Genomic DNA, 16839 nt, shown 5'->3' with positions numbered 1-16839 from the left:
CCGTATTTGAATTGACGGTAAAAACGCTTAGGGCTTTTTCGTTACCCATAATACTGGCCATTGCCCATCGCGGCTGAATCCATCGCAGCTTGGCTCCGAGGTATAAGAGGCTAAACGAAAAGCCGATCCATCAAATACCCAGCGAGTTGATACCCCGCAATCCCCTAACCCTCGTCCTTTATCTAAGGTGGAGAGTTCGCCAGTTTTCGGATCGTAATCGGCATTAATCAACTCTGGTGCGCTATCATCATCGCCAAGCTTGAACGGCAAGGTTAACTGTAAAGCTGCCGATTTATAAGGCGGCTGCCGCGAAACGCTGAAAGCCAGCATAAATTGATTGTAAGCACCCATATCACAATCGATTGTCATCAGCGCCTTATCATTGCTTAACGCATAGAGATGCACTTCTCGTTCAGACTGTTCCAGGCTGCAATCATTATTATCAATACTGGTCGCCATACTTTGGGTAATGGCTGAGATTTCCCCTTCGTTAAGCGGGTGTGGTGCATTAAAACGAACAAGCAGTGGTGCTGTAAGTGCCGCAGGAACGCTGTTCACCGGCTTATTCCCTCGCCCGCTCCATGCGCTCTTAGTACCAATGCGGCCTTGCTGTTCATCAATTGCCAGCAACGCGGCTTTTAATCCCTTCAAAGAAAGCGTGGGGTGAATCGTTTGTTGCGAATCGAGTTTGCCGCTCAATTGTAATTGGTTGGCATCACGGATATTGGCAATAAAATCACCGATGACCAGATGATTATTACTGCTGATATGCCTTTTACTGATTTCCCATTCGCGGCGGTTAAAATTCAGCGGTTTCCCGTTGAGTGTTAAGTGATTAGCCAAAACCGCATCCATTAATTGCTCATCATTATTTTTTTGATAATCAATCGTCAGACTGGTTTTACCTTCCGGACCGGCTTCCCGATAGAGTTGTAACACCAATCCCTGACTGTCCTGCGTACTGCGCACCAGACAACGATTAATGTTATCGCAACTGAGCTGCCAATCCGTGTAAACCCGTTGTAACGGCTCAGCATGGAGGCGATTTCCTAGTAAGGAAACCATCAGCAGCAAAGGGGCAGTTATCCAATAAAGTCTCATCACACTCGGCTCTTTTGCGGAATAATCTTCCTAATATTACCGCAATCGGCACAAAGGAAGTGGTTAGAAATCATCATTTATTTATCTGTAATGAGAAAGGAATACCAGCAATTTGAGTATGCCAACCCCTAAAGCTATTCAAAATAGTGAGGCCACTGGCAACGCTGACCGCAGTAAGTATGACGAATATGACATTCCGCACACGTTTTGTTGCTCTGTTAAACGCTTACCAACACAAAGGACTGATATTCTGTGAAGAAATACTGCGTGAATTCGTTAAAAGGCGTCGATGGATGGTAAGAGGGGTATCTCTCATTTTTAGTCAATTAAAGCTGAAGCTAACCCTGTTGCTATTGCTCCTTGCTTCGCTATCAGCGTGGGCAGAATCTCCGCTGGCCGTATTTCGTGGCACCTTAGGTTCCGCGGCGGTGGTCTTTGAATTAAATTTCAATCGGCCAGAGGCAATAACAGGGCGCTATTTTTATCAAAAATACAAAATGGATTTACCGCTCAACGGCGCAATGGATGGCAAAGCGCTTATTTTAAAAGAAGGTACCGATAACTTAAATGACTCACCACGCCCAACGTTAATGTTACAACCGGACGGCTATTCAGGCTGGCAAGGGAGTTGGACGGATACGCAAGGGAAGATATTGCCGTTACATCTCATGCCTGTGTCACTCTTACCAAGCCAGAATGGCACTTATTTGGATAGACTTCTGCAAAACGATCCTTATGAGTATTTACGGGTAAGTGATTTGCCACTGGTGCCCGGCAAAATACAAACATTCATGGGTTATAAGCTGCAATGGTGGCATGAACCCCAGTCTAAGATTGCTTTATTTACTTTAGTCTCCGGCTTTCCCGATGCTCAACTCGCGCTGTTAAATAACCAGCTAAAAGCGCGGATGATGCAGGAAGTGATTAATTATCATAGCTGTATGCTCAGCGCGAGTCGTTTTTCTAAAGCTGTTTTCAAACAAACAGTTACCCCAGAATTCATTTCCTCTGCGGTTATCAGTGCCAAAGTAATTACTGAATATGACTGCGGCGGTGCGCACCCTGATATGAGTGATTCCTCACTTAACCTTAATGCACAAACCGGCAAACATTTAGCGTTAGAGGATGTATTTTGGGTTGGGAAAGAGAAACCATTTCATTACTCATATGGCGCAGAAAGCGATTTATATAATGGCAATCGCGATAATAAAGAAGCCAACAATGTAAGCTTTGAAACCTATCTGAGCTACCGGGAAAAGAGATTTGCTTCATCACTGATTTCAACGCTAAATCTGTTGTATCCAGATAAAATGCAGAAAAATAGAAGAGATAATGATTGTGATTACCGTGATGATGAAATTTGGTACTACCCTAATTGGTACTTTACCCCTAAAGGGTTAATGGTGGTCCCCGCGTTTGCCAGAGCAATGCGTGTTTGTGAAAATATCAGCTGGTCAGTATTGCCCTGGAACTATATTGAACAACATCCCGGCGGGGTGGCATTGGTATTACCAAAGCAATAAATACCAGACACATAAATACTGCGTTTAGGCCGATGCACGCGTCGGTAGATTGCTTGCCAATAATTTGTTACACAAAAAACAAGGTTATTATCCAGTTTGGCTAAAACCGGATAATAATCATCAACATCAATGCTTAGGCCATCCAGCCCTGAGTCTGCGCATATTGTAGTAATATCACCGTCTTACCATCAGTAATTTCACCGCTTTTTACCATTGCCAAAGCGTCGGTAAAAGGCAACTCGATAACATCAATATCTTCATCTTCCACGCCGCCACCAGCATTTTTGCGTTGATCTTCATGATATTCTGCGGCAAAAAAGTGCAGAATTTCGGTGACGCCACCCGGAGACATGTATAATTGGAACAGTTTTTCAACCTCACCAACGGCAAAACCTGTTTCCTCAATAGCTTCTTTGCGAATACAGTCTTCTGGCGTGTCGTGATCAAGTAAACCGGCACAAGTTTCGAGTAACATACCGCTGGTGTTTCCGTTAACATAAGTAGCAAGACGGAATTGGTTAATTAACAAAACCGTTTTTTTCGCGCGGTTGTAAAGCAAGATGGTCGCGCCATTACCGCGATCGTAAACTTCACGTTTATGTCGTATGGTCGAACCATCTTTTTTAATGAGATCATAGGTATAGTTACGCAGTACAAACCAATTATCTGATAGTAACTGGTTTTTAATGATTTCTATCTTGTCGTGCACGGCTCATCTCCAATCAGGTCGTCATTGCGCAATGATAGAACCCTTAAGCAGCGAAAAACAAAGTTTATTCAGTAACATTGCTATTCAATAACGATGCTATTGAGTGATTTTTGCGATTCAGTCATATCGTATAAGGGTTAGCAGTTCACATTCTCTAGGAAGGGATAGTACCAATTAAAGGAGCAGTACAAGTGATGAAACAAAGCTTTAGAGTGATGATCGTTGATGCACATCCATTAATGCGTCGTGGTATACGCCAGTTGTTAACTCGTAACCCACAGTTTGATATCGCAGCAGAGGCTGACAGCGGAAACGATGCCCTCATTAACGCTAGCCACTTACCACTTGATATAATCATTCTCGGTAGCAATATGCATGATATATCAGGACTTGAGATGCTTAACTCGCTACGTAAGCGAGATAGCAAAGTCAAAATCATCGTATTTACCGATTCAGATAACCCGGATGACATTGTGAAAATGATGGGCGCCGGTGCCAATGATTATTTGTTCAAAGATAGCTCGCCTGAGCAGCTTTTTGAGCAAATATCACAAGTCGTATTAGGCCAAAATAAACTCAGTGACAGAGTGAGCGACACGCTAAATTGCCATGAGATAAAATCAAACCCGATGGACCTCCTCACTAATCGTGAAAAAAACGTACTCGGTGAAGTTGCCAAAGGGCTATCAAATAAGCAAGTCGCTAATGAACTGAGTATTTCCGAAGAAACTGTCAAAGTTCATATCCGTAATTTGTTACGAAAACTGGGCGTTCATTCACGAATTGCCGCGACAATATTATTTTTTGACCACAAATAATCAGCAACTAACCATTATTTAACCTGCCCCAATGGCCTGAACTTAGACGCAGTGCATAAACATAGCACATATGCTTTCCGCTCTGCTTCAGGCCATCACTCGAATTAATTTCAATTTAATCCTTTATTATCAATATATTGAAAGATAACCACTCACGCAGTGGGAGTGACCAACAATGACTGATTTCTTCCCCCAGAAGGCATCACGGCGGTTTTTTACATCATCTCCTTTTTTTCTTCACGTTGTTCTTACGCTAACCAAGTAAAGTGCATAGAGTTGGGCGATCATTCTGACTTGTGCACTGTCAATGCCAAGAATCTAAGGTTTCCTTAACCACAATAATATTTAATTCCGGTTCATCGCTTTATTTAATTATCCTGTTTGAGTGATAACGAGGTTGTTGACGCATGGCTAACTTTTTTATCGATCGCCCCATTTTTGCATGGGTTCTCGCGATCATTGTTTCTCTGTCCGGCCTGTTAGCGATTCACTCGTTACCTGTCGAACAGTACCCACAGCTAGCCCCACCTAATGTGCGTATTACTGCGCAATATCCTGGCGCGTCGGCGAAAACGGTGGAAAACACCGTGACGCAGATTATCGAGCAGAATATGACTGGCTTGGATAATCTGATGTATATGTCATCGCAAAGTAGCAACGATGGTAAATCACAGATTAACCTTAGTTTTATTGCTGGCTCCAACCCAGATGAAGCGCTGCAACAAGTACAAAATCAGTTGCAACAAGCGATGAAACGTCTGCCTCAAGCGGTACAATCACAAGGAATTACGGTTACTAAAACCGGTGATACCAGCTTAATGATGGTGGCATTTGTTTCTACCGATGGCAGCATGGATAAGCAGGATATTTCCGACTATGTTGCGTCGAATATTCAGGACCCATTGAGTCGCGTAGATGGCGTGGGCAGTATCGATGCCTACGGTTCGCAATATGCGATGCGTATCTGGCTCGACCCGAATAAGCTCAATAATTATAACCTGACCACCGATGATGTGGTGAGCGCGATAAAATCACAGAACAGCCAGGTTGCCGTTGGACAACTCGGCGGTGCACCGTCCGTGGATATGCAGGCACTTAATGCCAGTATCAACGCACAATCACAATTAGAAACGCCGGCACAATTTAGCAAAATCACGTTACGAGTTAATCAAGATGGCTCTCAAGTGACGCTAGGCCAAGTGGCAACTATCGGATTAGGTGCGGAAAACTACGCTCTGCTAAGCCGTTATAATGGCCAAGCGGCATCGGGTATGAGTATCAATCTGGCATCTGGCGCCAATGAACTGCAAACCGATACCGCGGTACGTGCGCGCATCAAAGAGCTAGAGCCTTACTTCCCGCACGGTTTGAAAGCCGAGATTGCCTATGAAAGTACTCCTTTCGTTAAAGCGGCCATCACTGACGTAGTCAAAACGTTGGTAGAAGCAATTGTGCTGGTATTTTTAGTGATGTACCTCTTCTTGCAGAATCTGCGGGTGACGCTGATCCCAACTATTGCCGTGCCGGTAGTCCTGCTCGGCACCTTTGTGGTACTGCATCAGTTTGGCTACAGCATCAATACGCTAACGATGTTTGCAATGGTGCTCGCCATCGGGCTGTTGGTCGATGATGCCATCGTCGTTGTCGAGAACGTCGAGCGTGTAATGAGCGAAGAAGGACTGAGTCCGCGAGAAGCCACGCGTAAATCGATGGGGCAGATTCAAAGCGCACTGGTCGGTATTACCATGGTACTGTCGGCGGTATTTGTACCGATGGCCTTCTTCGGCGGCACGACCGGCGCGATTTATCGTCAGTTCTCGATCACTATCGTCGCCGCTATGGTGTTATCGGTTATCGTTGCGCTTACCCTGACTCCAGCGCTGTGTGCCAGCCTGCTTAAACCTATCGCCAAAGGAGAACATCACGGTAAACGTGGATTCTTCGGCTGGTTTAACCGCATGTTTGATAAAAACAGTTATCGCTATGAACGTGGGGTCAATCGTGTCCTGCGCCACGGTCTGCGCTATATGCTGGTTTATTTATTACTGCTGGTTGCTTTGGGCTGGATGTTCATCAAACTGCCAACATCGTTCCTGCCACAGGAAGACCAAGGACGCTTTACTGTGCAAATCCAGTTGCCTCCTGGCTCCACTTTGCAACAGACACAAAAAGTGGTGGAAAAAGTTGAACACTATTTCCTGACTAAAGAAAAACAAGACGTCTTGTCAGTATTCGCCACTATCGGTGCCGGTCCTGGCGGTAACGGACAGAACGTTGCGCGTATGTTTATTCGTTTGGCATCTTGGGAAAAACGCAGCGCAGGCGACAATAGCTCGTTTGATATTATCAATCGCGCGACACAGGCCTTCAAAAAGATCCCGGAAGCACGAATTATTGCCAGCAGTCCACCCGCTATTAACGGCTTGGGGACATCTTCTGGTTTTGATATGGAATTACAAGATCACGCCGGACATGGACATGCTGCATTAATGGCAGCCCGTGATGAATTGCTTGAGATGGCAGCGAAAGATCCACAGCTTTCTCGCGTTCGTCACAATGGTTTAGATGATAGTCCGCAATTGCAAATCGACATTGATCAGACCAAAGCGCAAGCCTTAGGCGTCAGCGTTGATACCATCAACGATACGCTAAGCACCGCGTGGGGCTCAACTTATGTCAATGATTTCCTTGACCGTGGCCGTGTGAAAAAAGTCTATGTGCAAGCAGCGGCACCTTTCCGCATGCTGCCGGATGACGTCAATAAATGGTATGTCCGTAACGCGTCAGGTTCGATGGTGCCCTTCTCCGCCTTCGCCACTTCGCATTGGGAGGTGGGTTCCCCACGTTTGGAGCGCTATAACGGCTACTCCTCGCTGGAGATCGTTGGTGAAGCAGGTAAAGGAGTCAGTAGCGGTACTGCTATGGACGAGATGGAAAAACTGGTCAGCAAATTGCCGGTTGGATTCGGGTTGGAGTGGACTGGCCTCTCTTATCAGGAACGCCTGTCGGGTTCACAAGCACCGGCCTTATATGCCATTTCGCTACTGGTAGTGTTCCTGTGCCTAGCCGCGCTTTATGAAAGCTGGTCGATTCCGTTCTCAGTGATGTTGGTCGTACCGCTCGGGGTTATCGGTGCGGTTATCGCCACTTCATTACGTGGTTTGGAGAATGATGTTTACTTCCAGGTGGGGATGCTGACCATCATCGGTTTGTCCGCTAAGAACGCTATTTTGATTGTTGAGTTTGCCAACGATTTAAATGCCAAAGGGAAAGCACTGGTCGAAGCCACGCTGGAGGCATCAAGAATGCGCCTGCGCCCGATTTTGATGACTTCACTGGCCTTTGTATTTGGGGTCTTACCGATGGCAATCAGCAACGGTGCAGGTTCAGGTAGCCAACATGCGGTCGGCACCGGGGTTATCGGCGGTATGCTGTCGGCGACGATATTGGCTATTTTCTTCGTCCCATTGTTCTTCGTACTCGTGCGCCGTCGTTTTCCAGGAAAACCGACGAATACACTGATGGCAGATATGGCCGAGGCGCAAATCGAGTCTACGTCTGAAGATCAGAAATAAATATACGGTTCTTTATCAGCAAGGATGCTGATAAAAATAAAAAGGGCGCTAATGATTATTAGCGCCCTTTTATATTTTCTACCCGGGTGAAAGAATGTATAACAAACTTGCAAACCTGGATGATGTCATTTATTGAGTTTTGGTTTTGCCTAGCGGCGCAACATAGCTTCAATAAACTCTTTCCAGTTAATCAACTCTTGTTCGACCATAATAACCTCGTAATGTAACGCCGGGGATTATACGATCGCTTTTTGTACTAATAAATTGCTTATTCCGATTATTAGAGGCTAATCACATTGCTTAAACTGGTTATTAAACGGCAGTTCAACCTGAGTAATAGAGGTAAATAACAGGCATGAATATTGCCTTAATAACCACTGCCCACTATTTTGTTTTTCATCCTTATTTGGGACAGCCGAATTATGTTGCAACTTATTGATCAACTTACACAAGAAGGTCATCACCAAGCCGCATTACAGCACGCGCTAAATTTATTGAAAGATGACGCTTATGCGAATTCGGCCCAACTGATGTACAAAATAGCCTCGTTATACGACGTACAAGGCTTTGAAAAAGAAGCGATTCCTTTCTATCAGCAGGCTATTGCCAATAATCTGGAAGAAAAAGACTTACCAGAGGCCTATTTAGGTCTTGGCAGCACTTTTCGCACGCTAGGCCGCTATCAAGAATCGCTCGAAACGTTCGAAAACGGATTAGTACGCTTTCCCGATGCTGTAGATTTGAGAATATTCCGAGCGATGACCCTGTACAATTTGGGACAAAACAAGCGTGCGGTAAGCGAATTATTGCTACTGTTGGCAGAAAACAGCCAGCATCCACATGTCACCCGATATAAAAGAGCGATGACGTTGTACAGCGAAGATTTAGACCGCGTTTGGTCATGATTTCCGCGATTTCTTATGCCATTATCTTGCCGATAAACTATCCGCTTATTGGAGAATGGCATGACCATAGAAATCACTAGCGACCATAACTCCCCTGCCATCGATTGGCAGCGTCTGGCCGACCTTCTTGAACTCAGTGGACTCAATAAGCGCCACTTACCCACCTTAGAACTGGCTTTTACCCGCAGCCAGTTTCGTTACTTTGGCTATATAGGCGACGAGCTTGTCGCTGCAGCGCGGGCAATTAGCGACTTCACTACCGTGTCTTACGTCTGTGATGTCGCCATCCATCCTGACTATCAAGGTCAAGGTTACGGAAAAGTTCTGATGCAACGCATCATGCAAGACCTGACGCCATTGGGGAAAGTGATCATTTACGCGGTACCCGATAAAATAGATTTCTATAAAAAATTCGGTTTCAACCCTTTGCTTACCGCCATGATCCACGTTAGTGAAGAGAATCTTATCCGGATGCAGAAGACCGGCTATATCCCGCAATAATTCACCGCTATATAAGCCTAAAATGGCAAGGTCGTTGGCCTTGCTCCTTTTCTCTTAAATACCTATCCAATTTCCCCTTACGTCTAGATCCACGCCGCGTTTTACCGCATTATGTGGGCCATTGATTTTCGCAGCCGGCAAGCTTTTGCTGCCTCGTCGATACCGACGTTTGACTGCGGATTTGGCTCACTGATTTCACATCGAGGGTAATGTTTCCTATGACCGAAACAACGATAACGTCCCCTTTCATTATGTATGGCATCAAAAACTGCGATACGGTCAAGAAAGCGCGTCGCTGGCTAGAAGAGAACGGCGTTGACTATCGCTTCCACGACTATCGTGTCGAGGGTTTGGACGATGCACTTTTGCAAACTCTGATGGATAAACAAGACTGGCAGGCCTTACTCAACACCCGAGGCACAACCTGGCGTAAGCTCGATGAAGCCGAGCGCGCAGCCTGTGATAATCCGCAGGCCGCCAAAGCCTTGATGCTCGCGCATCCTGCGATCATTAAACGTCCTTTCTTGCTGGCCAATAAGAATGGACAGTCGCTACTGGGCTTTAAGGCCGAGAGCTATCAACAGTTTATCTCCGAGGTGCAGTAATATGAGTTGTCCCGTTGTTGATTTAGCACAACAGCTAATCCGCCGCCCTTCCCTCAGCCCGGATGATTCCGGTTGCCAGGAAATATTAATCGCCCGTCTTAAGGCTATTGGTTTTCATATTGAAGCGATGAATTTTGGCGATACGCTGAATTTTTGGGCCACGCGCGGTAAAGGTAAAACCTTGGCATTTGCCGGTCACACCGATGTGGTCCCAACCGGCGATGCTAATTTGTGGATCTCACCACCGTTCGAGCCTGCCTTGCGTGATGGCATGCTATTTGGCCGTGGCGCGGCCGATATGAAAGGCTCCCTGGCGGCAATGGTGGTCGCAGCAGAGCGCTTTGTCGCGGCTAACCCTCATCATCAAGGGCGTTTAGCCTTTCTGATCACCTCGGACGAAGAAGCCAGTGCGGTTAACGGTACCGTTAAAGTGGTTAACGCGCTGATGGAGCGCAATGAGCGCCTGGATTATTGCTTAGTCGGTGAGCCATCGAGCACCAGCCGTGTCGGTGATGTGGTGAAAAACGGTCGTCGCGGCTCTATGACCGCTAACCTGCATATTCACGGGGTGCAAGGCCATGTTGCCTATCCGCATCTGGCTGATAATCCGGTGCATCGTGCCATGCCAGCATTAAATGAGTTGGTGGCAACCGAGTGGGATCGCGGTAATGAATTCTTCCCACCGACCAGTATGCAGATTGCCAATATCAACGCCGGTACCGGCAGCAATAACGTGATCCCCGGCGAGCTTTACGTCCAGTTCAACTTCCGTTTCAGTACCGAACTGACCGATGCGCTGATTAAACAACGCGTGGCCGAACTGCTCGACAGACATCAGCTTAATTACACGCTGAACTGGGTGGTCTCCGGTCAGCCGTTCTTGACGCCGCGGGGAGAACTGGTTGATGCAGTGGTCAATGCTGTCCAGCTCTATTCCGAATTCACACCAGAGTTGCAAACCACCGGCGGTACCTCCGATGGCCGCTTTATTGCCTTGATGGGCGCACAAGTGGTTGAGCTGGGTCCAGTTAACGCTACCATTCATAAAATTAATGAGTGTGTACACGCCGCCGACTTGCAGCTACTGAGCAGAATGTACCAACGTATTATGGAACAGTTAGTGGCATGAAAAACCGCCTGACAATCAATCATGAAATGCTCACCGGCCGTTCAACCGAGCACCTGGTTGCACTGAATGAACACCACCGCTTGCAGCCAGAAGCCGCGGCGGCTTTTACTGCTATGCAGTTAAAGGCCAGCCAGGCAGGTTTTAATCTGCAGCCAGCCAGTACATTTCGTGATTTTGATCGGCAATTAGCTATCTGGAATGGCAAATTCCGCGGCCAGCGACCAGTATTAGATAAGAACAGTCAGCCGGTGGATATTAGCCATCTTGACGATGCTCAGCGTGGTGAACTTATCCTGCGTTGGTCGGCGTTGCCGGGTGCCAGTCGCCATCATTGGGGCAGTGATTTGGATATCTACGATCCTAGTCTGCTCCCTGAGGGTAAATCGTTACAGCTGGAGCCTTGGGAATATGAGCAGGAGGGTTATTTCCACGCGCTAACGCTGTGGCTAGATGCCCATCTGGATGCTTTTGGTTTCTATCGTCCATTTGATAAAGACCGCGGCGGTGTTGCCATTGAGCCTTGGCATTTAAGCTACCGTCCTTTGGCTGCCGAGTGTGAAAAGCTGCTGACACCAAAGGTACTGACTGAGTCCTGGCAAGGACGCGATGTCGCGGGTGTTGAATGGGTCATTGAAAATTTAGCCACGATTTACCCGCGTTTTATTCGTAACACGCAAGATTAACCAATAGGACATAACATCATGGAATGGATTAAAGATTACTGGTGGATCGTATTGGTCATATTGGCAGGTATTCTGATCAGCGGCATTAAAGAACTCAGCCGAGTTGATGTGAAGAAGTACCTCGCTGATAAACCAGAGATCCCACCCCACCGCGATAATAACGCCGAGTGGGACGACGAAGACGACTGGCCGAAGAAGAAATAACACTGTGCAAGGTAGCGATAGTTGGCTACTGAGTTTGCTAAGAAGTTGTCTGCTATATCAAAATATCCGGTTGGTGCTGCCAGCCGGATATTCCCCCAGCCTCACTGAATTGTTGTTCCAACCAGACTCCCCAACGTAATTGGAATGTTGCCTCAAAGCAGCACGAGGATGCGTCCCGATGATACCTGCCAGGTAGATTATTTAAGTCAGTCAGCGCAGCAAACACAGGGGCAACGTCAAGTATCACGGGTATATAACAAATTCCTAAAATCACTACTGGCACTTCCAAGAGTATAAATTTAGCTCTACTCTACATTTTCAGCCTATACCAGAGGGTATATTAATCATCACTATTTTCATGAGAGTAAAGGAATACGATCTATGACTAATGCCATATTTCCACAGACAATATTCACGACACAAAGACGTTTTAATGACTATGGCGCTAATGACATGCTACATGGTGACCTATCAGAGGAAAGGTTAAAAAGAGAGTTTGGGTTAAAAAATATCTCAAATGTTGTTGATCCATATACATTAACCAGACTAACCACATTTGATAATCCGCAATCCAGGTTTTCGGGGGTATATGATGGGGCTCATAGAGGTGGCTCTGTCAGCGTCCAGGAATGCGCGAGGTTGCTTTTTGAAGAAATGCAGGCAACCTCACTACCCTACGCATGGGTGGGCTCATCCCGAAATTTAATTAATCAAATGATAAGGCACTTTCAGTGGTCAACGGGCTCGGATTTTCATGACTTTCAGTTAGATGCCGCCTACGAGAATAAGATCTGTTCCGATAATTCAATAAAGAGTACAAAAGCTGTGATAAGGGAAACCATTAATAATCTCGTTGATTATGTAAGTAAAGGATACCCTCAGGACAAGATCTATGAGTTTCGTAAGAGTATCAAGCCAACAATACTCCCTAAGTTTAATTCTCTTATATTCGATAAAATAAATGGCATGGGTATTACCGTCCACGATATTCACGCCACAAAAATAGAAATACTCACCCTTGATGTCAGTGATGGAAAATGGAAGGCTAAAGTTAAATTTACCGGTCAAGATCATTTTGGGCTTGATAATGATGACATACGTAAGCAGAGGTTTAACCAGTTTCAATTCTTTAGAATATGGTTTGTGTTACAACGCTTTCACAAATTTAAAAAATTGAATTTTCGTCCATTCCTGACAAATATGGAAGCGGTCATAAATCTTGAGGGAAAGAGATGAGACGATTACTAGTATTGATTATTTTTATCATTTTATCTGTATTTGCCTATCTATTATGGCTAAACAACAGGACTGTCCATGTTATTGACGCACACTATGACATGGGCGGTGCACAAATCATCGTAAATAATCTGCCTATTACAAACTCTGCTAAGATAAGTTGGTGGCAGCATAATCAGCAGGAAATTAGAAAAAAATACCATATTCCTGACAAATATATGGACCCGATGCTGATTACTGTATATGCCTTTGGAAATGGCTACCAAGAAGAAGGTAAAGAAGACAGGATGTGTTTCGAGGATATGCCCCCGCCAAGAAATTGTATTGATAAGGATATTCTGATGATGATTTGGCATAACCGCGATGGTAGCATTAAATATAACTTTTAATTAACTCGGTATAACTACCATCACTATTAAAAGTGAGCGCTCTAGCGAGCGCCTTTAATAGAGTTAAGCATTTAAGTTTAACAGCATAAACTCAACGCTACTGATGCAAATGCTCCAACGCAACCGAGATCGCTTCGGCATTAATGCCGTGCGCCAGATTAGGTTGCAAATCTAACGTGCAAACATTCCCCAATGCTTCAAGCCGCTCGGCAGCGATTTTTGACTGATAAGGATTTATCACCGGATCTTGTTCGCCATGAATCAAATGTACCGCAGTACCTGCGGCGATTGGCTTTTCCGGCAATATGGCAAAGCGGCCGCTGAACGCGATGATTTTACCCGCCAGTTTTTCCACCTTGGTTGACTCTAACGCCATTATCGTGCCCTGTGAAAAGCCAATCAGCACGGTATTTTGCGCCGAGACACTACTATCTTGCTGCCACTGTCGTACACAGTTAATAAATAACGGCATTGCCTGATCAATACGCGACTGACGGTTTTTTTCGTTTACGCCTTGTACCGAAAACCACTGGAATCCACGGCCAAAATCACAAACGTCTGGGCTACCAATACTGACCACCAGCGCTTCTGGGAAAGCATGGGCAAAGAATTTACCGATTTCCCCCATCGACACTGGATTATCACCGACGCCGTGAAATAGCAGAATCAGCTGTTGTGCCGGTTTCGACGGTTGCTGGACGATAATGTTTTCTATAGTCATTTTTTCCTCATTGCAATCAATGCACTATCTAATAGTCAGGCCACTATACGCTGGCAAAATAGGGTATCAATCGAGTTTTATTGAACAACTTACTTCATTTATTGCAATGAGCTGTCTGTTACAATTAACCATCTATTGAAATTAACGATCGAGTGGTTGAACGAATTGTTGCCAACGACCACACGCCGTTGCATCAAGAGAATGCAGCGCCTGTGCACTTTCTTCTCTCCACAGACGTAATAGCGCTTTTCGGCCGCTGAGACCTAAGTTCTCAACGCATTCGGCAGGCGATAATGCAGATTGCAGATGTTGTCGCAGCGCAAGCAGAGGGAGATGACTGACCAATAACAAACGCTGTAGCGCAGCATAACTGCTTTCCAACGCGCGATGTGCAAAAGCAAAGCCGGACAATTCACGCCAGTCGGCCTCGTTCAGCCTTTGGTCAGTTGCCTCATCAAACACTAAATCTAGCCGGATAATTTTCTGTAGCCAGTGCCAGTCTCGCGCCAGTTGTCGTTGTGCATCTGCCGCAATTTGTTGACCAGCGGCGCTAAGGGGTAACAGTGCCATCGCGGCGTAACAGCCGCTGCTGGCTTCTAACTGGCTGCCTATGCGAACCAAACGAAAACCGCAGTGACGCCACAAGGCCCACAGCGGCTCGGTATAACCAAAACTTACCGAGAGATAATCCAGTCCCTCTTGACGAGCAAGCGCTATTTGCTGGTCGATCAAACGCTGAGCAATGCCCTGCCGACGCAATGTGCTCACCACGGCAATGCGGCTAATACGTCGTGAACTTAATATTGCTGCTTCAGGAAAGCCGGCGTGAGCCGCTAACGACTGTGCCACCAGATTACCGCGTGGACGCCGCCGCCCAGCCCAAACCTCATGAACCAACGCAGGTTCAAGTTCGCCTTCGGCCACCAGCCATATTGCCGCACAAATTTGCCCATCGAGGCTGGCCTGCGCGTAAGTGCCCCCCGGCGCATCAAGGATTCGCCGTAAATCCAGCGGTGAAGTGCGATAATGGGCGCTGGTCAGCAAGCCATAAAAACTCTCTAATACGCCCGGTAGTTGCCAATCATTATGAGTCAGCGTTTGTAACTCGATAGACCCATTGTGGTGAGCCGTTGTCGTTATCTCCACAGGTTCGGTAAGCAGTAACAATCTATCGAGCAACGATTCCAGCGGACAGCCCTTGGCCCAGCGAATGGGATCGTCAAGGCGCAGATCGTGCCACTGCGGCAAGGATGCACAAAATTTGAGTAAGAAGCCCCGCCCCGTCCCTTCATAGCCTTGTACGGTAGTCACCAGTAAAACCCGCGAGAAAAAGGCTAACAGACGCGTGAGCAACGGGGAAGGAATAGCCGCCGCTTCATCAATTATCAACCAATCGGCAGTCGGAGCATGTCCGGCTTCACAGTGAGCTAATAGCGCATCTGGTGCCCAAAATTGTGCTAGTCCCCCTGCCTGTTGTAATACCGGCTCAAGCAGCGTTTTGTTAGGTGCCGTAAACCAACACGAACCGGAATGATGCTGCGCAAAATAGCCGGTCAACCAAGATTTACCCCGACCTCGCGCCGCCGTTAGGACATAAACGCCGGAGGAAGCACTCTGTAGTTGCGCTAAAACTTGTTGTTGCTGCGCCGTTGGCACGCCGGAAGGTAATTGCCATTGTTCTGCGGCCGGTAAAAGGGAGAGGGATAAAGGCGTATTCTGCTGCCAGAAGGTGCAGGTATTATCAGTCAATAAACCGGCGCAGAATCGATAAACAAAATTCGGTGTGGCGATAGCCTGTGGCTGTTCACTCCAGCGCAGGCTGTCGCTATCGGCCTGCTGCGGCCATGTTTGCTTGTCAGGAACCAGTAATAATAACCAACTGCCCGCTTTCAGGGTGCCGCTGAACGCCGCTAACGCCTCAGCATTAAAACCGTAACGAGCATCAAAAACACCGTGCAAAAACTCCTGACCCAATAGGCGCTGCGCAGCGCTCGATGCAACAAAGTTGTTATTCCCCTCATTGTCATCGCCTACCCATTGCCAGTCGCCGGGCTGCAGTGCGGCGATAGCCTGAGCCTGCGATAAACTCAAGGATGCTGAACCACTGAGCACTAACAGACGTCGCACACCTTGGCGCTGCATCTGTTGTTGGCAGCACTGTATTTGCTGTGCTTGCTCGTCGGAAAGCATCTCAGCCCTTGCCCACTAATAAGGAAAGTAAGCCAGCGGCAATCAGCGGCCCAACCGGCACCCCTTTAAACAGGGCAACGCCAAGCACAGTACCAACCAATAAACCCGCTACCAGATGGGGCTGTGTTCCCATAAGTGACACACCGCGTCCACCTAACCAAGACACCAGAACGCCGACCAAAATAGCCAGAATTGATTTCCACTGTAGGAAAGAGTGGAACAAAGTGCTGGGACTGATTTTGCCACTGGCAATCGGCGTCATCACACCGATGGTCAAGATGACAATACCAATTGTCAGGCCATATTTTTCCACCCAGGGAAAGAACTGATTAAGTGGTGTGATACGTACGGCCAGCAAAAAAAACATCGCCAGCGTAATCGCGCTATTGTGGCTGACGATCCCCAAACCGGCGAACGCCAGCAGGATCAGTAAGGTTGGATCGAGAAAGGCCATGACAATCCCTGAAGTAAGCAAGTAAGAAAAACGGGAGCCGGATAGGCTCCCAAAAGAGGGTTAATTATTGATGATTTAACCCGATTTGACCAGTGA

General features: G+C 46.8%; 17 protein-coding genes. 11 read left to right on the top strand and 6 right to left on the bottom strand.

All coding sequences use genetic code 11. The annotated features are described in order from the left end of the window. Positions 1 to 27: 27 nt before the first annotated feature. The gene (locus ACL9RG_RS15690; protein ID WP_422793588.1) at positions 28 to 1101 is read right to left on the bottom strand and encodes a DUF1176 domain-containing protein; all 1074 of its coding nucleotides are present in this window, start codon (positions 1099 to 1101) and stop codon (positions 28 to 30) included. 428 nt (positions 1102 to 1529) lie between these two features. Here ACL9RG_RS15690 and ACL9RG_RS15685 point away from each other — a divergent pair, with 428 nt between their 5' ends. After that, a complete protein-coding gene (locus ACL9RG_RS15685; protein ID WP_422793548.1) occupies positions 1530 to 2624 on the top strand; it encodes a hypothetical protein in 1095 nt (364 codons plus the stop codon). A 133-nt stretch (positions 2625 to 2757) separates the two neighbouring features. Here ACL9RG_RS15685 and nudK read toward each other — a convergent pair whose 3' ends face one another. Continuing rightward, positions 2758 to 3333: a GDP-mannose pyrophosphatase NudK gene (nudK, locus tag ACL9RG_RS15680; protein ID WP_422793547.1), complete on the bottom strand. Its 576-nt coding sequence runs from the start codon at positions 3331 to 3333 to the stop codon at positions 2758 to 2760. A 194-nt stretch (positions 3334 to 3527) separates the two neighbouring features. Here nudK and ACL9RG_RS15675 point away from each other — a divergent pair, with 194 nt between their 5' ends. Then, positions 3528 to 4151, top strand: coding sequence for a response regulator (locus ACL9RG_RS15675; RefSeq protein WP_422793587.1), 624 nt, complete (start codon positions 3528 to 3530; stop codon positions 4149 to 4151). Between the two features lie 407 nt (positions 4152 to 4558). Further along, positions 4559 to 7726 carry a multidrug efflux RND transporter permease AcrD gene (acrD, locus tag ACL9RG_RS15670; RefSeq protein ID WP_422793546.1) on the top strand — a complete coding sequence of 1056 codons (3168 nt, stop codon included), beginning with the start codon at positions 4559 to 4561 and terminating at the stop codon, positions 7724 to 7726. A 149-nt stretch (positions 7727 to 7875) separates the two neighbouring features. On the opposite strand, the gene ypfM is transcribed toward acrD, so the two are convergent. Then, on the bottom strand, positions 7876 to 7935 hold the full coding sequence (ypfM, locus tag ACL9RG_RS15665; protein ID WP_422793586.1) for a protein YpfM: 60 nt from the start codon (positions 7933 to 7935) through the stop codon (positions 7876 to 7878). 213 nt (positions 7936 to 8148) lie between these two features. Between ypfM and ACL9RG_RS15660 the strand changes: the two genes are divergently transcribed. The 8 genes from ACL9RG_RS15660 to ACL9RG_RS15625 all read left to right on the top strand — a co-directional run bounded on the left by ACL9RG_RS15660 (position 8149) and on the right by ACL9RG_RS15625 (position 13378). Then, positions 8149 to 8631 (top strand): tetratricopeptide repeat protein, encoded by a 483-nt coding sequence (locus ACL9RG_RS15660; RefSeq protein ID WP_422793545.1) that lies wholly within the window; start codon positions 8149 to 8151, stop codon positions 8629 to 8631. A gap of 66 nt (positions 8632 to 8697) precedes the next feature. Next, a complete protein-coding gene (locus tag ACL9RG_RS15655) occupies positions 8698 to 9132 on the top strand; it encodes a GNAT family N-acetyltransferase (protein ID WP_422793585.1) in 435 nt (144 codons plus the stop codon). A 218-nt stretch (positions 9133 to 9350) separates the two neighbouring features. Then, the gene (locus ACL9RG_RS15650; RefSeq protein ID WP_422793544.1) at positions 9351 to 9737 is read left to right on the top strand and encodes an ArsC family reductase; all 387 of its coding nucleotides are present in this window, start codon (positions 9351 to 9353) and stop codon (positions 9735 to 9737) included. A gap of 1 nt (position 9738) precedes the next feature. Further along, positions 9739 to 10866, top strand: a complete 1128-nt coding sequence (gene dapE, locus ACL9RG_RS15645; RefSeq protein WP_422793543.1) for a succinyl-diaminopimelate desuccinylase — start codon at positions 9739 to 9741, stop codon at positions 10864 to 10866. Next, positions 10863 to 11549: a M15 family metallopeptidase gene (locus ACL9RG_RS15640; RefSeq protein WP_422793542.1), complete on the top strand. Its 687-nt coding sequence runs from the start codon at positions 10863 to 10865 to the stop codon at positions 11547 to 11549. The genes dapE and ACL9RG_RS15640 overlap by 4 nt, the downstream gene beginning before the upstream one ends. Positions 11550 to 11567: 18 nt before the next feature. Beyond that, entirely contained in the window at positions 11568 to 11753 is a 186-nt protein-coding gene (locus ACL9RG_RS15635; RefSeq protein ID WP_422793541.1) for a YpfN family protein, read from the top strand. Positions 11754 to 12134: 381 nt separating this feature from the next. After that, the gene (locus tag ACL9RG_RS15630) at positions 12135 to 12989 is read left to right on the top strand and encodes a DUF3289 family protein (protein ID WP_422793540.1); all 855 of its coding nucleotides are present in this window, start codon (positions 12135 to 12137) and stop codon (positions 12987 to 12989) included. Continuing rightward, positions 12986 to 13378 carry a DUF943 family protein gene (locus ACL9RG_RS15625; RefSeq protein ID WP_422793539.1) on the top strand — a complete coding sequence of 131 codons (393 nt, stop codon included), beginning with the start codon at positions 12986 to 12988 and terminating at the stop codon, positions 13376 to 13378. Before ACL9RG_RS15630 ends, ACL9RG_RS15625 begins: the two co-directional genes overlap by 4 nt. 97 nt (positions 13379 to 13475) lie before the next feature. Here the strand turns inward: ACL9RG_RS15625 and ypfH are convergent, their stop codons facing one another. The 3 genes from ypfH to ACL9RG_RS15610 all read right to left on the bottom strand — a co-directional run bounded on the left by ypfH (position 13476) and on the right by ACL9RG_RS15610 (position 16743). Further along, positions 13476 to 14099, bottom strand: a complete 624-nt coding sequence (ypfH, locus tag ACL9RG_RS15620) for an esterase (protein WP_422793538.1) — start codon at positions 14097 to 14099, stop codon at positions 13476 to 13478. Between the two features lie 141 nt (positions 14100 to 14240). Continuing rightward, the gene (locus ACL9RG_RS15615; RefSeq protein ID WP_422793537.1) at positions 14241 to 16289 is read right to left on the bottom strand and encodes a tRNA(Met) cytidine acetyltransferase TmcA; all 2049 of its coding nucleotides are present in this window, start codon (positions 16287 to 16289) and stop codon (positions 14241 to 14243) included. Position 16290: 1 nt separating this feature from the next. Continuing rightward, complete coding sequence (locus ACL9RG_RS15610; RefSeq protein WP_422793536.1) at positions 16291 to 16743, bottom strand: DUF441 domain-containing protein; 453 nt, start codon at positions 16741 to 16743, stop codon at positions 16291 to 16293. Between the last annotated feature and the right edge of the window lie 96 nt (positions 16744 to 16839).

Origin of the sequence: Rouxiella sp. Mn2063 (assembly GCF_049319665.1) — a bacterium.
GTDB lineage: Bacteria > Pseudomonadota > Gammaproteobacteria > Enterobacterales > Enterobacteriaceae > JBMOUD01.
Note: the sequence above shows the minus strand (reverse complement) of the source record. Positions and strands in the feature narration are given on the sequence as shown.

Coding starts and splice junctions, on each gene's coding strand:
- ACL9RG_RS15690 (WP_422793588.1), bottom strand. CDS start 1,101: ATGAGACTTTATTGGATAACTGCCCCTTTGCTGCTGATGGTTTCCTTA.
- ACL9RG_RS15640 (WP_422793542.1), top strand. CDS start 10,863: ATGAAAAACCGCCTGACAATCAATCATGAAATGCTCACCGGCCGTTCA.
- ACL9RG_RS15615 (WP_422793537.1), bottom strand. CDS start 16,289: ATGCTTTCCGACGAGCAAGCACAGCAAATACAGTGCTGCCAACAACAG.
- ACL9RG_RS15660 (WP_422793545.1), top strand. CDS start 8,149: ATGTTGCAACTTATTGATCAACTTACACAAGAAGGTCATCACCAAGCC.
- ACL9RG_RS15635 (WP_422793541.1), top strand. CDS start 11,568: ATGGAATGGATTAAAGATTACTGGTGGATCGTATTGGTCATATTGGCA.
- ypfH (WP_422793538.1), bottom strand. CDS start 14,099: ATGACTATAGAAAACATTATCGTCCAGCAACCGTCGAAACCGGCACAA.
- ACL9RG_RS15675 (WP_422793587.1), top strand. CDS start 3,528: ATGAAACAAAGCTTTAGAGTGATGATCGTTGATGCACATCCATTAATG.
- ACL9RG_RS15630 (WP_422793540.1), top strand. CDS start 12,135: ATGACTAATGCCATATTTCCACAGACAATATTCACGACACAAAGACGT.
- dapE (WP_422793543.1), top strand. CDS start 9,739: ATGAGTTGTCCCGTTGTTGATTTAGCACAACAGCTAATCCGCCGCCCT.
- ACL9RG_RS15625 (WP_422793539.1), top strand. CDS start 12,986: ATGAGACGATTACTAGTATTGATTATTTTTATCATTTTATCTGTATTT.
- ACL9RG_RS15650 (WP_422793544.1), top strand. CDS start 9,351: ATGACCGAAACAACGATAACGTCCCCTTTCATTATGTATGGCATCAAA.
- acrD (WP_422793546.1), top strand. CDS start 4,559: ATGGCTAACTTTTTTATCGATCGCCCCATTTTTGCATGGGTTCTCGCG.
- ACL9RG_RS15610 (WP_422793536.1), bottom strand. CDS start 16,743: ATGGCCTTTCTCGATCCAACCTTACTGATCCTGCTGGCGTTCGCCGGT.